Origin of the sequence: Pseudoalteromonas sp. ECSMB14103 (genome assembly GCF_000813065.1) — a bacterium.
Taxonomy (GTDB): domain Bacteria; phylum Pseudomonadota; class Gammaproteobacteria; order Enterobacterales; family Alteromonadaceae; genus Pseudoalteromonas; species Pseudoalteromonas marina.
Map to the genome: position 1 here is coordinate 50,884 of NZ_JWGY01000003.1, position 19,818 is coordinate 70,701.

A 19,818-nucleotide genomic window follows, 5' to 3' on the forward strand; every position below is an offset into this window, starting at 1 on the left:
TCCTTTATTTATATTTATTATCATTTTTTAAAAAGCTGTTCGCCACCAATCCACGTGCTTATAACCTGTTGGTTTGTATCGAGTTGAACAAAATTAGCAGGGCTGCCAACAATTAACCTTCCATGTGTTGTGGGTGAGTTAATATACTGTGCTGGATATAAAGATGCCATTTTTAGTGCTTCTGATAGTGGCAACTGCAAATGCTCAACGCTATTTTTCACAGCCGTTGCCATATCAAGTACAGAGCCTGCAAGCTCCCCCGTTGTTGAGGTTAACTTACCTTGGTTAAGTGTTACTGTTCGATCGAAAAAAGCAAATTCAGTTTCATTTGTACCCACAGGTGGCATTGCATCGGTCACTAAAAACACACGCCCTTTAGGTTTAGCTTTTAGTGCTACTTGGCATGCAGCATAATCAACATGATGACCATCAACTATTAAGCCACAATAGGCATTATCATTTAGCAAAGCACACCCCACAACACCCGGCTCACGCCCTTGAAAAGGTGACATTGCGTTGTATAGATGTGTAAATCCTGTAGCGCCAGCATCAACGGCTTGTTGTGCCTGCTCAAAACACGCATTTGTATGGCCTAAGCAAACATGTATGCCTAACTCACGCATTTGAGTAATATCACTTGGAAGTACATTTTCAGGGGCTAATGTAACCACCACTTTGCCTATATCTTTGCGCGATAAAACTTGCCACTCATCATCTGAAATAGGACGAATGAATTCTTCGCTATGTGCCCCTTTTTTAGCTATAGATAAATGCGGTCCTTCAAAGTGAATGCCCATAATGCCAGGTGTGTGTTTAACAATCGCATCGGCTATTACATCAGCCGCTTGACGCATAACTTCAACTGTATCGGTAATTAAAGTAGGCAGCATGGCTGTTGTGCCATACTTAGCGTGCGCCATAAGCATTCGTTTAACCTCTGATGCATTGCGTGCTCGGTTAAACAATACACCTCCACCACCATTTACCTGTAAATCTATAAACCCAGGGGTAATTAAGCCTGATAAGGTTTCATCTACATTATTAGTTTTATCATCAATAGCGGTAATAACACCCGCGTCAATTGTGAGCACTTTTTCTTTTAAAAACTGATCACCATCAAACAGCGTTGCAACCAAAATACGTTGAACTGACATTTATAATGTCCTTGTTACTTTTTTAAGCCCTTTGGGCTCGTCGGGGTTAAAGCCTCGCTTAACAGCCACTTTGGCAATATCTAAATAAAAACGCTGCAGCACTAAAAACGGCGCTAAACGTGGGTGCACTGCAATCCCATTTTGAGTAAGGTTGATAATTTGAGCGCCGCGCTGGGTTACGTCTGCTATTTGCTGCTGGTGAGAGTATGCGGTTTCATCTTCTACCGTGCAGTTTAAAATCACTAAACCTTGTTCAACTAATGTAACAGGGCCGTGTAAAAATTCTGCACTACTAAATGCCTCTGCATGAATAGCACACACTTCTTTGAGTTTTAATGCCATTTCTTTAGAGACTGAAAACCCTAAACCGCGCGCTAATACAACCATGTTTTTAATCGGCAAAAATGCGTCAGGCTGAAGTTGTACTGGTGAGTCAATGATTGCATCTAATGCTTCAGGTAACAGCTTTAACCCTTGTAATAATTCGTTATTTTGAGTCCAATTAGCAACTAAATGCACTAAAGCTGACAGCGTAGATAAATAACTTTTAGTCGCCGCAACCGATATTTCATCTCCCGCTTTAAGCCCAATAAAATCATCAACAATGTCTCTTAACGGTGACGCCTCATCATTTACCAGTGCAATACAGTATGCGCCAGCTTCTTTTGCCATTTTAGCTTGGGCAATAATATCTGGGCTTCGTCCTGATTGAGAAATAACAATCACCAATGCACCATCAAGTTTAAGTGTTTTACCGTACACACTGGCAACCGATGGCGCCGCTGAACTAACAGGGATACCGGCTTCAATTTCTATTAAATATTTACCAAATACTCCAGCATGATCTGACGAACCACGACCGATGATCATCACCATTTTTGGTGCAATATCACGTAGCTTTTGGCCAATTTTTTCTACTAGAGGCTGATTAGCAAGAATTTGCTGTTTAATGACTTCAGGCGTTTGCGCCGCTTCTTTTTCCATTAATGTGTGATACATCATAGCTCCTGACTGCTGTAGTTAACTTGCTGTTGTTTCGCGTAAAGTACTGATCCCATTTCGGGAGATGATAAAGGTGCAGATAAAACACCTTGAATATCTTTATCTAGCCAAGGCGTCATAACCGAAGACAATCCACCTATAAAAGATAATCTTGGTGATTTTTTAGCTAATAATCGACGAGCAATGTCACTCAAATAGGCACCGCTTTCTTTTAAAATACTAATAGCAATATCGTCGTTTGCCGCAGCTGACTGAAATACACACCCGGCTAATTGAGCAAAAAATGCAGCGGGTTTATTTGCAATAATTTCAACTAACTCCATGGCATCATTGACCGATAAATACTTTAAAACACATTCAGTCAGCATGTTATTAGGCATTAGCTTATCTAAGCTCAACAAGACGTTTTGACATGCTGTAAAGCCAATCCATGCACCACTTCCTTTATCGCCATGCGGAAAGCCATGCCCGCCAATCATAAAAGACTGTCCTTTAACATATGAAAAACCACACGAACCCGTACCAGCAATTATCACTGCACCATCATCACCTTGGTGTGCACCCATACAAGCAATAAGTAAATCGGTAGTTAAATACATTGTTTTGAAGGGGCTTTTCCAATGCATCATTTGTTTATGTAGGCTTGGTAAGTTAACACCCGCCAACCCCACACCTGCCACTAAGTAAGACAAAGGGGTTTCACTTAAACCTGCATCATTAAGAGCTAATTGGGCAGACTGCTCTATAGAATTAATGGCCTGTGTAAATCCATGTAAAGGGTTACCGGGCCCAGCAATACCCGTTCCTAAAATTTCATTCGCGCTGTTAACGATAATTGCTTTACATTTAGTGCCGCCCCCATCGATCCCAACAAAGAGTTCATTGTTAATTGTATTGGTGATCATTTTTGCCTCTTTACTTGTTCGACCGTGTTGCATAACACTCAAAATAAAACACGCTGCCAGAGCGGATGAATCTTATACTAACACAAATGACAGCGTTGTCATTCTTTAATTTTTATTTAAATTATGTTTCTACACCCCTTATAATTTAAGGGGTGTGCATGCTACGGCTGTGTTACTTTTAATGTACGACTAACACGACCTGATATAGGTAATTTGGAACGCACCCACACATCTTGAGTTACTTTTACCGGCGCATTATACGTCTGCCATTGTCCTCCAGCTTGCATATATTCTATTAGCAAACCGGGGTAAGCAACGTTAGCGTACAACATGCCGTTTTCAATTTTGGCTCCTGCGTTAGCAATCCGAAAGTGTACATTTGCCCTCTCTAACTTATTAAACTCTTTAAGCCCTAAACTGGCGGCAAATGTTAACCATTGTTGGTCTCGCTGCTGCTTCAGTGAAGGCGTAAAACGCTGCGTATTTCGACTATAAACAAAGCCATCATGATCGTAAGGCACCGCCCATTGCGCTTTGTGCCATGCGCGTTGTGCTAAAGATAATAAACGAGGAAAAAGCTTATACTCAGCCATATTATTGGTACGGGTATTTTCGCTCCATAGCTGACCTTGAATACCAATAAATTGTTTACCGTTTGCAAGCGGTGCAAACTCAACCTCACCTGCATCATTTTTTATAATCGTGTCGTCTGCGGTGTAAGGTCTATCTTCTCTGTCTAGCCAAAATTCGGCGTGCGCGGGTAAATTATCAGGCATGAATTGAAACACTTTTTCTGTATTAATATGCCTTGAAGCCCAGTAATAACCGTGCTCTTGAGGATCGGCTTCATAGGGAAAATCAAAATATAAAACATCTGGTGATGACACCACTACCTGCCAATTACGATTAGCAAATTGGTGCGCGCGCTGGTGGCCATTCCACATCAGCAAATCCCAACTATTACCTTGCACAATGTCAGGCATATTATTTGGGTTAGTATGCGATAGGCCATCACTCCATGCAGCTGTTTCAATATTCATGTCAGCTAACATGTTTGACACACGCTCTATAAAGTAGCTACCTAATTGTTCAGCTTTGGTAAACGGCAAATTATTTTCTTTAATAAACTCAGTACACGCTGGAGACGACACCCATGCACCCGCCGTTTCATCTGCACCTATGTGATAACGCGTTAGCGGGTGCTGCGCTTCATTATGAATTATTTTAACTTGCTCCATAACCTCGCGTATAAACGCATACGATGAATCTAAACATACATTGATGGTGTTATCGTTGTAATGCTGTACCGAAGAATATACGGTGGTATCGAGCGGATCATAAAGTAAAAACTGTTCAGCTTTTTGTTTATCACCCTGTTTTATGTACTTATTATAACGAACCTGCATAGCCTTAATAGCCGCTCGCGAATGACCTGGCATATCTAATGAGGGAATAACTTGAATATGTCGCGCACTCGCAAATTTAAGGATTTCTTGGTAATCATCCACAGAATAAAAACCATTAACCTGGCTAGAAGTATCTATGCCAGCGCCAAGTTGTGGCATTAAACACTGCTGCTCTGAGAGATCAAAACAGCGTTTTGAAGCAACATCGGTAAGCTCTTCAAGAGAAGGGATTTCTAAACGCCAACCTTCGTCATCGGCTAAATGTAAGTGAAGTTTGTTAAGCTTATAGGCAGCCATTTGATCAAGTAACTTTAATATAAATGCTTTGTCTCGAAAGTTACGGGCAACGTCCACCAACACGCCTCTAAATTCATAATGAGGAGCATCATTTACCTGACCTATTGGCAATGTTGTATTGTTTACTTGGTATAAACTCGCCAAGCTCTGCAAGGCATAAAACACACCTGAGTCATCAGTGGCGCTTATATTTATTTCATTGGCGTTAATCGCTAATCTATAACTACCTTGTGAGCCATCTTTTGTGGGTGATAAATTAAGATTTACCGCAATACCAGATGCACTCGTCGTTATACCCAATAATTTAAGTCGCTCAATGGCCGCAGTTACCCCTTTTTCACTTACACCATTAAGGTTAAAGCGTAAGCCTTGGCTAATATCTAGCTGTTGTGTTTGACTAAATGTCGCCTGAGTTGGGGTAGGAATAATGTGCTGTGCTACTTGTTTATTTTCATCTTTTAAATAAGGTGAAAAATCATACTTTGTGTTTCGCTCAAACAACCGTTCTGCTGTCAGCCATTGTGTCTCATCGTTTTTAGTACGCTTAAATTGTCGCTCGTAATCACTATAAGGTACAACATGAGGTAATAACTCTAAACCTGTCTCAGGGTCAACAGTGGGCTTAGTGCTCGTAATTACCTTGGCGTACTCATTGTGGTTAACCAAAATATAATTTGGAATTGCATCACTGTGCGATAACGACCAAAAATTAGCATAAAACGTAATAGTTTTGGTTTCGCCTGCTTTAAACCCCTTAAACGCCTCTTTTAATTCAATTACATGAAGGTCCCCATTAACATGAGTAATAGTAAATTCATCACTGAGAGCCTGTTGAATAGGCGTGATTTGACTAAAGTAAATTTTCCAACCATCCACATTAACGGCACCACTTGCCTTAATGTGTAGCTTTGCTTCAAAGCAATTACCGTTTTCAATGGTTTTATCGCAGTATTCTGACGGTCTATTATCGACTTGTTCATACTGTATTTGTAGCATGTTAGCGAGTGACTCTATTGCGGTATTACTCGCTTTAACCAGCTCAACATTTTGTTTGTGTGTTATTGTGTCCTGACACGCTGTTAAGCTCAATGCTATACAGCCTGCTATCAGTAATGAATTGAGTGTCATTGCCTGTATCCTTTAATCTATTAACTGAGCTGTTTGATAAGCCACTGCTTAACTTGCGCTCGTTGTTGACTTGTAAGCGGATTTAAAATTCCTTTAAGCTGTTCAGGAATATGTTGATTTTGCGGCTTTTCAAAGTCAAAAATATGGTAGTTAAAAAAAGCCTGCCACGCTTTTTTTTGTGCTGTGGGTAAGTCTCTAATGGTCATAATTGATAACAATAATGCATCCATTGGCACGGGTTCGCTATTCTTTGCAATAGACCCGCCCGACCAATAATTCATCATCATATTTATAGGGCTTAATGCCTCTACATGATGCCACCACAAGGTAGGAATATATAATGCATCTCCCGGTTGTAGCTGAGCGACTAGTGCCTCATTGAGTGCTTGCTTAAACTTGGGGAATTTTTCAAAATCGGGATTATTTAAATCCACCATTGAAACTGGCGCACCCGCTGGCGTATGCTCAATAGAGCCTACATATAAATTTGTGATTTGATGCGGCGCAAACAAAGTAATCTTGCGCTCACCAGCAATTACGCAGGCAATATTTTCTGCATCATCATAATGAGCCACCACCGTTGACTGATTACCCAGCCAAAATCGCGGCTTTGGTTTATCTGCAAATAACGCCATAGTGTGAGTTGTTGCAAGGTCATTAAAATAATCAACAACAGGGGCACTTTGAATAGCAACAGCACCAGGGTTATTACCCGCCTTTATTAACTCTGCATTTTGTAACAACACCTGCATAAATTGCATAAAAGGTGCAACTTTGCGGGTAAAGTTAAATCCATCACGCGCTTTGTTATAAAAAAACTGAGGTGATTCGCTTTGCGGTATTTCAGCCATTCGAACACTGCCACCCACATAGTGATCGCTTAACATGTTAAGCCAAGCATGAGGGTTTTCGCCTGTGCAGCTAGTTACTTGCTTTACTAACGGCCAATCACTTACTAACCCTTTTAAAATGGCGGGCTCGGCTAGTGGTGCTATGTCGTTTTTAAACATAGCTGGAGTTACATTATGCCAAGTTGCTACCTGTTTTAAAGCACGCATAATTAAAGACCATAATTTGTATCAAGGTGATTAATAACCAAAAGCCGAGCTAAACTCGGCTTTTGAAATGCTTATTCATATTAACTTAAAAGTTAACACGAATACCTGCCACATAACGGCGTCCATTAGAGTAAATAGACATAATGCGTTCTTCATTCGTGTTGTACTCAACAATTTCTTCATCTGTTAAGTTAACCGCTTCTAAAGTAAGCGTAACGTATTCATTTACATTATAAGAGGCGCTTGCATCCCACTGGCCAAAGGCGTCATTGAAAAGCTCATCACCATTAAAATGAAGACCTTTATACCAGTCGCTTCGGTAGTTATACATAATGCGCGCTTGGTAAGCGTCATTTTCGTAATATGCCATTAAGTTAAGCATATTTTTCGATGTCCCTTCGACTAAGCCACTTCCAACCTGATTTGTATCTCGCTTCTCATCAGCGCTTGCATCTGTGTATGTATAGTTCGCTGATACACCAAAACCACCAAAATCGTGTTGTAATCCCAACTCAATACCTTGAATTGTGCCACCTAGTCCATTACCCGGCTGTGCAAAATCAACAGGAACAAATACTTCGTTTTCTTGATCATAACGATCCTCTGTTACGTTAACGGTAGAGCGTAAAGAACTTAAGTCTTTAGCGAAGTAAGCAACCGATAGCATTGATGCCTCGTTGTAATACCATTCCCATGACAAATCAAACTGATTTGAAATAGTGGGTGCTAAGTTTGGATTACCACGACTACCTGTGCCTCGACCACCGGTTAATGAGCCAAAGGTTTCTGACGACGAAATATCGGCCCAATTTTGACGAGCCATAACACGTGCAGCACCGATACGGAGTATTTGCTCTTCAGTTAGATCAAAAGCAATGTTAAAGCTTGGTAAAAACTCAGCGTAGTCATTATCTTGGCTTACCCAGTTTAAAACGCTTGGCGTTAGCCAATCACCATTAATTGTATTTAAGCCCCACGAATCACCTGAAAACTCATAACCATAAGAGGTCTGCTCGGTGCTTACATAACGCATACCTACATTACCTCTGAAACCCTCTCCAGAAAAATCACCTTGTACATACAGCGCTAAAATATCTTCTTCTACTTCCCAAATTTCGGCTAAATTATCGTGAATCGCATAACTGGCAGATATTCCGTTTAAACCGTTAAAGGCAATTTCTTCCATTAGTTCACGGTTATGTGAAACTTGCTCAGTAATATTACCAGTCACAGCAGCATCAATACTTGTAGCGCCATTGGCATCTAAGTCACACGTTGCAAGCGTTGGGCAAGTGTCAAAAATGTGATCAAGATAATTGTCTGAATTTGCACCACCATCGGCAAATGGTGCATGCCAACTATAAGCATGACGCCCTTGAGTACGCTCTGCTTGGCGATATTTAATACCTGTTTTTATTGCTGTGAATGGGCCAAATTCAACATCGTATGTTAAATCTGCTTGAGCAAAGGTTTCTTCATCGGTAGTCGGTTTAGCACCGCCCCAAATCCATCCAGCTGCAAAGTTATTACCATCGGCGGCGTTAACACCCACATTTACATTGGGTGTACCCGTCAAGTCGTAATCATAGCCTGAGCCAACAGCAACATATTCCCAAGACGTTTCACGGTAAGTACCACCACTCGCTGCGGTTTTACCTAGCTCAAAATTAAGGCTGTAACCGTCGCCTTGGTAGTCAATATCAAGATGAACTTGATCTGTTTCAGTACTTGATACGCGGTTGATGTAGTTGTAAGCATAATTACCGCCTGCGCTTGATGCTAAAATAGCGCCATTTTTAACTTTAGTCGCATTAGTAATAATTTCAGCGCGGTCGCCAAACGCAAAATTAATTAAGTTAGAATTTTGGTTATCTACATCCATTTGCGAATCTAGATAATTCAACGTCATTAATAAGTTATCGTTAGGTGCGTATTGGAGGGTTGCAAATAAGGTTTCGCGCTCCCGGCTTTGAATAAATTTAGGTGCGCCAATGTTACGAGGCACAAGATACTCATCATCGTCGCTTTCAACCCAACCTAGCACTTCAAAACCCTGACGCTCTAAATTACGTTCTTGCTTAACAGCCGATACCATAACACCCAATGTTTCATCGTCATTTTTCCACGAATACATTCCCGCTAATTGTGGGTCTGTTTCGCCAGATGTTTCTGAATACTGCCCTTCTAGTGACAAGCTGACTGAGTTTGCATCCATATCCAATGGGCGGCGTGTTTTAAGTACAATAGTGCCCCCTATAGAGCCCTCATCAATACTTGCAACAGGTGATTTATTCACCTCAAGCCCTTTTACAATAACTGACGGTAGCATGGTGTAGTTAAAGCTTCGGTTTGCTTCATCTAAAATAAACCAATCAGCAGTACCCACTGTTTGACCATTTAACAATGTTCGGTTGTATTTAGGGCCAGCACCACGAATACTGATTTTTTCACCTTCACCAAATTCACGGCTAACTGCAACACCAGTAATACGAGACAGTGTTTCAGCAACGTTTTTGTCAGGGAACTTGCCAATGTCTTCAGACGTGATCACGTCTGACACATTTGAAGAAAAGCGTTTTGCATTAAGGTTTTCTTTTAGTGAACTGCGGATCCCTTTAACCTCAATAACTTCCATTTCTTCTTGTGCTAATTGCGCATCTTGTGCAATGGCCGCAGCAGATAAGCTACCAGATAAAATAAGTGCAATTGAACTAGCTAGCATTCCCTTTTTAAACAGTGAATTTGACATTGGTTTCCCCTTATTGGTGTTTCATTTTTTTTAGTGTTCTAGTGTCTGAGTGTCAGTATTTTTTACAAATAAACAACGCGCTACGGTGTCATGATATTTTGTGTTAAACAACATGACAGCGTTGTCATTACGGAGCGACTTTACACCGTTTTTATTTTCATAGCTACATACGAGCGCAAAAAAGATACAAAATATTTACATAATAAATCATACAAATTACATAATGTGTTGTATTTAATAAATAATAAATTAGTCATTTTTTTATAAAAAATTTCAGAATTTTCATGATCTGCGATGCCCATTCAATAAATTAACTATCAATCTCAACGGATGTCTTTATAATTTGTTCATTAAAAATAATATCCAATACGCAGTTACCGCTATTTTAACTGTCGATATTAACTAATAAATTAGTGCCAAAAAAAATAATATTAAAGGTCTATTAAGCTTATGAAAGCAACAATAAACGACGTGGCAAAAGATGCAGGGGTATCGATAAAAACGGTATCACGAGTAATAAACAACGAAGCGTCTGTGCGTGACAATACGCGTGAAAAAGTCATGGCGTCGGTTGAAAAGCTAAACTACCATCCAAACTTAGCAGCAAGAAGCCTTGCAGGAACAAAGGCTTACAGTATTGCCTATATTTACGATAATCCTAATGCCTATTACATCATAGACATGCAAAGAGGTATTTTAGATGCCTGTAAAAAACAAGGTTTTGAATTACTCATTCACCCATGCGATGCGAAAGAGACACGAATAATAGATGAAATTACCGACATGGTAAAACGCACGCGAATTGCTGGTATTTTACTCACACCGCCCTTTTCAGAAATGCCCAATTTTGTAGAAAAACTCACGCAGTTAAATATTAAAGTTGTGCGCATACTATCGGGCCACAGCGCACCAGATACGTTAACCCCGTGTATTATGATTGACGATAACTACGCTTCAAAATCTATTACTGAGCATTTAATTAATAATGGCCACAGTCGTATTGGTTTTTTAGCAGGTGGCTCAGAGCATAACTCAACTAAAGAACGATTAGAGGGCTACAAAGCAGCTTTAACGCAGCATAACATTGAAATAGACTCGCAGTTGATCATTGCCGGAGAGTACTCGTTTGAGTCAGGTGTTGAAGGGGCAAAAGCATTAATAAATCAAACCAACAGGCCAACCGCTATTGTGTCTTGTAACGATGAAATCGCCGCAGGTGCGCTATTTGCAGCGCGCTTAATGGAAATTGACATACCGAGTCAATTATCAATTACAGGCTTTGAAGATAGCCCATTTTCGCGCCAAACATGGCCTAAGCTTACTACCGCTCACCAGCCTAACAATCAAATAGCGCAAGATGCTGCTAATTTATTAATTGCGCAAATTCGTAATGGCAACGACCGCGACATTATCAAGCAATATACCCCTGAACTGGTAGTTAGAGACTCAACTGCCCATATTGACTAATTAAAAAAAGCAGGCTAAAACTCTTTTTTAGCCTGCCTTATCGCTTTATACCAATTCGCTTGATTAACTGTTCTACTTTGAGGGTAGAATAACGTGTTGATAGCAAGGCAAAAAATTCGTTATTTAGTTATTTTAAATGAGAATTTTTTAACGTAGGTAACGACACGTTTAGTTCCGCAAAATGATTAAGTATTATTGAAGATTGGTATTCCTAAACGTTTATTACCCCTCGTTTACCGCCATTGCTAAATCAGATTCTGCATCAGCTAACATAGCAAACTCTTCATCTGCAGTTTTAGCGACTAAGCGCTTAGAGCTGTATCCAAAATAATACGCCGCTCCGAATGCAAATAAAATTACGGTGTATAAAAACGCGCGAGGGTCAAAGGCATATACACCGGTAAGTGCAACAAGTGATAATACAAGTGCAATACCCGAGGTAACAACACCGCCTGGCGTTTTATAAGGGCGGACTAATTCAGGTTGCTTTATACGCAGCATAATATGGCTTAATGCCATTAATGCGTAAGAAACCGTAGCACCAACAACTGCCATGGCTAGCATTAAGTCACCTTCACCACTTAGTGAGGCAATAAAACCAAAAATAGCAGGTACTATTAACGCACGCGCTGGTACTTTGCGCTCTGTAGTAATTGATAGAGATTGTGGTAAATAACCCGCACGAGAAAGGGCAAACACTAAACGACTGTAACCATAAATAATAGAGAAAAAAGACGCCACCAAGCCCGCTAAACCTAAAATATTAACCGTCGTAGCTAAGCTGCTATTGCCTGTTGCATTAAGCGCATCTACCAGTGGTACTGCACTGGCACCCATTGCATTTGCACCTGCGGCACCAGGTACTAAAACAACCACTAATAACGCAGTGAAAAGTAAAAATACCATTGCTCCAATAATGCCTTTTGGAACATCTTTAGCGGGATTTTTTGCTTCTTCTGCTGCAAGTGGGACACCTTCAACCGCTAAAAATAACCACATTGCAAATGGCAATGCAGCCCACACGCCATACCAGCCAAGCGGTAAAAACTCGCTTGCGCCTGCTGAATCGGTTACGGCTACATCAAATAAATTTGAGGGGTCAAAGTTAGCAACAAGCGCAATCGCAGTGGCAACAATAGCAAGCACCGCTAAACCACTTATTACCATCATTACTTTTAGTGCCTCACCTACACCCGCTAAGTGAATGCCCACAAATGCCAAGTAAAACAGCGCATAAATCCATGGACCATTAAACCCAGTTAATGCTTCTACCGCAGAGCCAATAAATATAACAATAGCAGCCGGCGCAAGCGCGTATTCAATCAATACGGCAAGGCCTGTTAAATAGCCACCAGCGGGGCCCATTGCTTGGCGGGCAAAGCTATATCCACCACCTGCGGCTGGAATAGCAGCCGACATCTCAGCAAGCGAAAGTACCAACGTTAAATACATAATAGCCATTAATACTGCGGCAATGGCAAACCCACCCCAACCAGCTTCAGCTATGCCAAAATTCCAACCTGCAAAATCGCCCGATATGACATACGACACCCCCAAACCGGCTAGCAGTAACCAACCTGCAGTGCCACTTTTTAATTGCCTTTTGGCAAGGTATTCTGAGTTATTGTTCGACATTGTTCTCTCCGTTGATGCTTGATTTTTATTGTTTTGATTTTTTAATTGCTTATTATTTGGCAATTAAAAAGTTGGTATTAGGTTGTTGATGTTCAATTACATCGTCTTGGGTTCGATCTTTTAGGTTAACGCCAGTTAATTTGAGCTTTTTTGCTTCGCGTAATAAATACACAGTACGGCGGGCGGCTTCTTCATACGACAACCCAGCGGGTCGAATATTTGAAATACAATTTCTGCACGCATCGCTCAACCCTGCTTTTGGCGCCCAAGTTAAATAAAGCCCTAAACTATCTGGGGAGCTCAGCCCTGGTCGCTCACCTATAAGTACCATGACTATTTGCGCATTTAATAACTCGCCAATATCATCGCCAATGGCTACACGTCCTTGTTCTACTAACGTTATTGGCGCTAGTTTTAATTGCTGACTTTCGTCTAGCTGTCCTAGCAGTTCGCTAATAAATGGTTGTGTATTTTGTTGAACAGCCAAAGAAGAAAGCCCATCAGCCACAACAATAGCTAAATCATATTTAGACTCAGTGTGTTGCTTTTGTTCTGCCATAAAACTAGCTAATGTTGTGCGGCTTGATTGGTTTAACTTACGCCCTAAGTCGGGACGCTGTAAGTAAGTAGTACGATCATCCGCTTGACTGTGAAGATGCAAAACAGGTGCTGCTGGATTTAAATCGCTCAGTCTGCATGACATTTCGTTAATATTAAGCGCAAAGCCAACAGCATCCCGGGCTTGCGCATGAGATAACTGAAACGCCAGCATTTCTGAGGTCGGTAGACTAATACCCGCTCTACCAAGGCCTATACGGGCATCGGTAAAGCGGCGTAAATCGCTCCACGGATTATGTACCACCTTGCCATTACTTTTATGATCAGTTTTTGCATTGAGGGTTTTAGGATTACTTGCCATTAGCTCCCTCCTGCTATTGCATTAAGCGGCTTGGCAAACGCTTCTGGGATTGTATTAGCTAAAATGATGTCCTGAGTATTTTGCATTATTTTCATTTTGCTTAACCAGGCCTCAAACTCTGGGGCAGGTTTTGAACCTAAAACTCTGCGCACATAAAGCGCATCGTGAAACGAGGTAGTTTGGTAGTTAAGCATAATGTCGTCAGAGCCCGGGATACCCATAACAAATGAACATCCCGCTACACCTAATAATGTAAGTAAATTGTCCATGTCGTTTTGGTCGGCTTCGGCGTGGTTGGTGTAACACACGTCGCACCCCATAGGTATGCCCAAAAGCTTGGCGCAAAAGTGATCTTCAAGGCCTGCGCGGGTAATTTCTTTACCATCAAATAAGTATTCAGGGCCAATAAACCCCACAACGGTATTAACTAATAAAGGATTAAATTTTCGCGCTACAGCATAAGCACGCGCCTCACAAGTTTGTTGATCAAGCCCGTGGTTCGCATTGGCCGAAAGCGAGCTGCCTTGTCCCGTCTCAAAATACATGACATTATTACCAACCGTGCCTCGCTTTAAGCTAAGCGCAGCGTCTTGCGCCTCTGCTAACGTATTTAAATTAAAACCAAAGCTTGAATTTGTAGCCTCTGTGCCGCCTATTGACTGAAAAACCAAATCAACCGGTGCGCCAGCTTCTATGCACTCAATCGTATTAGTTACATGGGTAAGCACGCAGCTTTGCGTTGGAATTTCATATTTTTGGATTACATCGTCCATAAGCGTCATCAGCTTAATGGCTTGAGCAACATTGTCGGTGGCAGGGTTTATACCTATTACCGCGTCACCATTTCCGTAAAGCAGGCCATCCAGCATACTAGCCGCAATCCCGTTAATATCATCGGTTGGATGATTAGGCTGTAAGCGGGTAGATAAATGCCCTGGCAAACCAATTGTATTTCTAAATGCACTGGTTACATGGCACTTTTTAGCAACTAAAATTAAATCTTGATTACGCATAATTTTGCTAACCGCTGCCGCCATTTCGGGAGTTATAGCAGACCTGACGCTTGCAAGTACCGCAGGAGTTGCAAAATCACTCAATAACCAATTACGAAAATCCCCAACCGTTAAATGTGAAATGGTCAAAAATGCATTCGCATCGTGCTCGTCCATAATTAGGCGCGTTATTTCGTCATCTTCGTAAGGAATTAACGCATCATTTAAAAATGTTTTAAGTGGCACCTCTGCTAATGTCATTTGTGCTACGGCTCGTTCCTGCGCCGACTGCGCAATAACTCCTGCCAACCTATCGCCCGACCGCGGCGGCGTAGCTTTAGCCATTAACTGGGCTAAATCTCTAAATTTATAAGTTTGTGTACCAAGCGTGTAACGATACGTTTGCCCCATTTTTTACCTCATTTAACTCTTTCAAACCTTGGTACAGGTTTTGCTGCAGCACTATTTATAATTATGTTTAATTTAAATACTAAAAGCTTAATTCGTACCAAAGAACTATCGAATTTTGGCAAATCGGTTTTTTCACAATAATTCAGTAACTTAAAAGAGTTTATAAACGGTTAAAGTTTCTTAATAAGCAATATAAAAATAAAGAGCAAACCCAAAATGGCGCATCAACATTTATCAAACGCACCACAAAAGAGCAAAGTAGATACTCACGACATTGATGAGCAAGCAAGTAACCTCATCAATTGGCAACAAAAATATGATCAGGTCAGTGAGGGTGGCTTTTTTGGTTGTATTGAAGGCGTTGCTCATTCTAATATTCACGTATTTGAAGAGTACACAGAGCGTGCGCTTCGCCAGCAATGTGTTATTGCCGACAACTCTATTTGGTTGGGGATCCCTAAAACATCGTGCGAGAGTAAAATTAATGGCTTAGATGTTCTAAGTAACCAATTTATGTGCCGCAGTAGTCACAGCGATTTTGAATTAATAACACCTGAAAAATTTAATATTTATGGGGTAGTCATTAACTGGCAATCAATTGAGTGCATGGCGCAACTGCAAGGTATTAATTTACAAAACATGAATGCATTTGGCGCAGAGCGACTCACAGTAAATAGCCCAACTCTTAACAGAGCGCGCAGTGTTATTAACAGCATGGTTAATCATGATGCCCATGGCTTAAACGCCAATTTACAACAAGAAATGCTTTACATGCTTGCGCTAAATTTATTAAAAACTGAAAGTCAGCAGCACAACATTGCGCCAAGTTATAAGCATCGCAAAGCCGTAGTAGACAAAGTAAAAGCACATATCAAAGCTGATCCACAAAGCACAGTGACTATCACACAATTATGCGAACTCACGCATGTAAGTCGGCGTACTTTACAGTATAGTTTTGAAAGTATTTTAGGTATTAACCCGCTGCGATTTTTACGCTTAACACGTTTAAATAATGTAAGGCGTGAACTTAAAGTAGTTGGGCAAACTAAGCCAATTTCTGTTATTGCTGCAAACTGGGGATTTTGGCATGCGGGGCAATTTACTAAAGATTACACTCAGTTGTTTGGTGAGAACCCATCACAAACCATCGCAAATACTATAAAGGAAGGTCGCTAAAGTTATGATCGGGTAAATTATCTTGTAGACGCGCAGCTTGCTGGTGTGACGAGCGATAGCGCGTAAATAAAGCCCATTATTCACAAAGAGGTTTAGAAGCGCTTCGCTTTTAGAGAAATAAATAGCATCTTGCGCGAGTAAGCTTCGCGCCTACAGCTTTCACTTCTCATTTACTCCTCTTTCCCTTCTCTTTGTGTATTTTTAATAAAGATCAATAAATTACAAAAAGGTTGAGACGTGCTTTGTTCGGGCTAGAGCTCATACAGCAAATGCGCTTCTTATTGCGTTAAATTTACATATCGTAGGCGCCTCAAAGCACCATATTATAGATAAAGACAACACACTTACCCGCATGCTGCGGCAAAAAGTAGGCAGTTAAAAGTCTTATTTGATCGGTGCTATTTAAGCCGCGATTAAATAAGACTCTCGTCCTACGTGTTTGTTATTGCGTTTAAACGAGCCTTTGCCTTTTTTAGCTTTTACCACTTGAGGTTTAAACACTTTAGAGGTTACTAAAGCCGCCAGCGCATTATGATTAATAACACCTCGACCGGTGTCTACCGCACTATTATTTGCGGCTTTACTTTTCGATTTTTTAGCCATTTTATTTCCTAACTATTTATAACAATAAGAACCTTAAGAAGTGGCGATTGTATGCCTAATTTTCAAGCTTGCAAGTATTTTTATCATTACACAACGCTCTTTTTTCATAATAAATAAACATAAAAAAAGCGCAGTAAATAACTGCGCTTGGTAGTAACCTGAACTCTGGATAATAAATCTATCTCTAGCAGCTATTTCCAGCGCTAACAGCGTTGAATTTACTTGAAATAGGCTAGCTATTGACGCGTAAATTCGCCTTGTTTCCACTGAAAACCTCTGGCTAGAGAAATAAGCTTAAATATCATCATGGTGAAATATGTTGGTATATCTCTTAACCAGAGTTCAGGTTAAATAGTTTTTAGCTCAAGTAATTAAAATTCAAAGCTTACTTTTGCATAATATGTACGCCCGTCAAAGCCATAAGGCAATGCACGTACAGGGTATTTAAACGCACCATTGGTAATAAAGTTAAGTACTTCGTCATCACCTAGTTCATCGGGTGTTTCATCAAATACGTTGTCGGCACCAACCGAAAGCGTAAACATCTCATTAATGTCATAACTTACGTTTACATCAACCAACACAGCTGATTCAACTGTACTTGTTGGTTTAAACGACCCCGTTGGAGAAAGCTCACCCGGCAATGAAATATGGTCGTTACCAAAGTATTTTACATCGGTTTCGCCAAAGTAATTAAAACGAAGCGTTGAAGTATATGCGTCGCGCGCATAATCAAATGTCAGCGTGGCACGCTCACTTGGCTGTCCATCAGTAAAAAAGCTACGCTGTAAATCATCAAAGGCAACCGCTTCTGGAATACCTTCTTCTGCATTAACGTTATCAATTTTAGTGTCGTTCAAATTACCAGCAAAAGTAACACCCAAATTAGCACCGTCGATTTCAGTACGGTATGAGGCAATAATATCAACACCTTGCGTAGTAGAATCAACAGAGTTTGAGAAGTAATTAGCCTGTACTGCACCTGTAGCTTGAAGCGCAGCAAGCGCATCAGGGCTAAACGATACGTCGTCAGCCGATAACAAACTTCCTAACGTTATGCGGTCCTTAATTTCCACACGGTAAAAGTCAACTGTAAGTGAAAGCTCGCTGCTTACATCGTAAACAAACCCCGCGCTGTAGTTAGTTGAAGTCTCAAGCTCTAAAGTATCAACCCCTAACGCACTTGGAAATGCCGTGCCTGTGTTAGCAGTAAACGACTGAGTTAACGAGCCATCCGACCCTAAGTTGGTTGTAAAAGCTGTATAACCGCTTTGCTGAAGCGAAGGCGCTCTAAAGCCAGTTGATACCGCACCACGAACAGCAAAGTCATCATTAAACTCGTAACGTGTCGCTAGTTTACCTATTAAATCGTCACCCGCATCTGAAAAGTCTTCAAAGCGCAGTGCACCACTAACGTTCCATGCATCTGTGATCATCGTTTCTACATCTACAAATATCGCGTAGCTATTTCGATCACTTTTATTTGCCGCTTCTGGGCGTAGGCCGTTATACGCCTGAAATCCACACTGCGCAAATTGATTTTCGTCATTGACTGACGGATAAGAAGTATCAGTATTAGCTAAACCACAGGCATACGACGCTTGGCTACCTGGTACTATTTCGTAATTTTCTTTACGGTATTCTGCGCCAATAGTTACGTATAGTGGTTCACTGCGACCAATATCTACAATGCCATTAAAATCGGCATTAAATGTAGTTTGATCAAATCTAAATCCACCGGAATAGCCACCGGTTGGGCCTGCATTAGCTGCAATATCAGCATCGCTAGCTTCAGGGTTATTAAATAAGTACTCGGCAGCGTAAGACGCATTTAAGGTATTACGTGAGGTAAAGTCGTATTGGTTTTCACCATATACAGCCGACACATCGTAAGTCCAATCAGGGTTTATGTCCCCTTTAAACCCTATTGCGAATGAAAGGTCTTGTGCTTCATTGTATATACGCGGTAAAAAACCATCACTGTATACTTGTGTCACGTTTTTAGACGCTTCGTTAAAGTTACGATAAAAACCATTACCTAACGCGCTTCGTTCTGAGAACCCACCAAACGAGTAAAGCTCGCTATCGCCAACAGGCAGTGCCATATTGTAAAACAGCGATGTAAATTCGCTATCAGCGTTACCTTGTCCCCAGCGAACACCCTCTGAAAGCGTTCCGGGTTCTACATTTAACGAACCACCCGTATCGCGTTCTGCACGGTTAGTCCCGTCAGCATCACGGTATTCAAGTGATAAATTAATAAAACCACCTTCGTTACCTAACTCAAAACCACGGTTTAAACCTGCGGTAACTGTGTCGCCATCGCCTTCGCTTGTGCCGCCATACTGAACAAAGCCAGTTGTTACACCTGTTGAATTATTAAGTGATAGGTTAATTACACCTGCTATTGCATCGGAGCCATATTTTGCCGCTGCACCATCACGAAGTACTTCAACGCCTTTAAGCGCAGTTAACGGAATTGCGTTCATATCGGTGCCCGCAGCACCAGCCCCCACAGTACCGTTAAGGCCAAAAATAGATTGATTATGACGGCGCTTGCCATTAACCAATACAAGCGTTTGATCGGGTTGTAAACCACGAAGTGTAGCGGGTCTAAATAAATCAGAACCATCTGACACCTGCGTACGCGAAAAGTTAAATGACGGTGCAGTAGCTTGTAGGCTTTGGCCAAGCTCAGTATAACCACCTTTATTTAAATCATCTGAGTCTATTAAATCTATTGGTGAAGATGACTCTGTTGAGGTGCGATTAGACACCCGAGAGCCTAATACAGATATTTGTTCAATATTTTTAGCAGCTTGAACGGGGGCTTCTTGCGCGATAGCAACGCCTGGTGCGCATACTGCAAATGCAACTGCCGCTGCAAGTGTATTTAAACGATATGTTGACATAGTG

13 protein-coding genes are annotated in these 19,818 nt (G+C 41.1%); 2 read left to right on the forward strand and 11 right to left on the reverse strand.

The features are described from left to right. Window positions 1–20 precede the first annotated feature (20 nt). From nagA to RF53_RS08085, 6 genes are all read right to left on the reverse strand, one after another. Entirely contained in the window at window positions 21–1,154 is a 1,134-nt protein-coding gene (gene nagA / locus RF53_RS08060; RefSeq protein ID WP_039037254.1) for an N-acetylglucosamine-6-phosphate deacetylase, read from the reverse strand. Continuing rightward, the gene (nagB-II, locus tag RF53_RS08065) at window positions 1,155–2,153 is read right to left on the reverse strand and encodes a glucosamine-6-phosphate deaminase NagB-II (RefSeq protein ID WP_039037255.1); all 999 of its coding nucleotides are present in this window, start codon (window positions 2,151–2,153) and stop codon (window positions 1,155–1,157) included. Beyond that, on the reverse strand, window positions 2,153–3,061 hold the full coding sequence (gene nagK / locus RF53_RS08070) for an N-acetylglucosamine kinase (protein WP_006793529.1): 909 nt from the start codon (window positions 3,059–3,061) through the stop codon (window positions 2,153–2,155). Before nagK ends, nagB-II begins: the two co-directional genes overlap by 1 nt. Before the next feature lie 161 nt (window positions 3,062–3,222). Further along, the gene (locus tag RF53_RS08075) at window positions 3,223–5,892 is read right to left on the reverse strand and encodes a family 20 glycosylhydrolase (RefSeq protein WP_039037256.1); all 2,670 of its coding nucleotides are present in this window, start codon (window positions 5,890–5,892) and stop codon (window positions 3,223–3,225) included. A 20-nt stretch (window positions 5,893–5,912) separates the two neighbouring features. Next, window positions 5,913–6,950 (reverse strand): cupin-like domain-containing protein, encoded by a 1,038-nt coding sequence (locus RF53_RS08080; RefSeq protein ID WP_006793527.1) that lies wholly within the window; start codon window positions 6,948–6,950, stop codon window positions 5,913–5,915. Between the two features lie 85 nt (window positions 6,951–7,035). Next, window positions 7,036–9,699: a TonB-dependent receptor gene (locus RF53_RS08085; RefSeq protein ID WP_039037257.1), complete on the reverse strand. Its 2,664-nt coding sequence runs from the start codon at window positions 9,697–9,699 to the stop codon at window positions 7,036–7,038. Between the two features lie 450 nt (window positions 9,700–10,149). On the opposite strand from RF53_RS08085, the gene RF53_RS08090 reads away from it, so the two are divergent. Continuing rightward, window positions 10,150–11,166, forward strand: a complete 1,017-nt coding sequence (locus tag RF53_RS08090; protein ID WP_006793525.1) for a LacI family DNA-binding transcriptional regulator — start codon at window positions 10,150–10,152, stop codon at window positions 11,164–11,166. Between the two features lie 222 nt (window positions 11,167–11,388). Here the strand turns inward: RF53_RS08090 and eat are convergent, their stop codons facing one another. The 3 genes from eat to RF53_RS08105 are packed head-to-tail and all read right to left on the reverse strand — an operon-like array spanning window position 11,389 to window position 15,123. After that, window positions 11,389–12,801 carry an ethanolamine permease gene (gene eat, locus RF53_RS08095; protein ID WP_039037258.1) on the reverse strand — a complete coding sequence of 471 codons (1,413 nt, stop codon included), beginning with the start codon at window positions 12,799–12,801 and terminating at the stop codon, window positions 11,389–11,391. A gap of 52 nt (window positions 12,802–12,853) precedes the next feature. Continuing rightward, window positions 12,854–13,720: an ethanolamine ammonia-lyase subunit EutC gene (eutC, locus tag RF53_RS08100; RefSeq protein WP_039037259.1), complete on the reverse strand. Its 867-nt coding sequence runs from the start codon at window positions 13,718–13,720 to the stop codon at window positions 12,854–12,856. Then, on the reverse strand, window positions 13,720–15,123 hold the full coding sequence (locus RF53_RS08105; RefSeq protein ID WP_039037260.1) for an ethanolamine ammonia-lyase subunit EutB: 1,404 nt from the start codon (window positions 15,121–15,123) through the stop codon (window positions 13,720–13,722). Before RF53_RS08105 ends, eutC begins: the two co-directional genes overlap by 1 nt. A 216-nt stretch (window positions 15,124–15,339) precedes the next feature. On the opposite strand from RF53_RS08105, the gene RF53_RS08110 reads away from it, so the two are divergent. Beyond that, window positions 15,340–16,299 (forward strand): helix-turn-helix domain-containing protein, encoded by a 960-nt coding sequence (locus RF53_RS08110; protein ID WP_039037261.1) that lies wholly within the window; start codon window positions 15,340–15,342, stop codon window positions 16,297–16,299. A gap of 402 nt (window positions 16,300–16,701) precedes the next feature. On the opposite strand, the gene arfA is transcribed toward RF53_RS08110, so the two are convergent. Then, the gene (gene arfA / locus RF53_RS08115; RefSeq protein ID WP_006793520.1) at window positions 16,702–16,902 is read right to left on the reverse strand and encodes an alternative ribosome rescue factor ArfA; all 201 of its coding nucleotides are present in this window, start codon (window positions 16,900–16,902) and stop codon (window positions 16,702–16,704) included. Between the two features lie 371 nt (window positions 16,903–17,273). After that, the gene (locus tag RF53_RS08125; RefSeq protein ID WP_039037263.1) at window positions 17,274–19,814 is read right to left on the reverse strand and encodes a TonB-dependent receptor plug domain-containing protein; all 2,541 of its coding nucleotides are present in this window, start codon (window positions 19,812–19,814) and stop codon (window positions 17,274–17,276) included. Window positions 19,815–19,818: the final 4 nt, after the last annotated feature.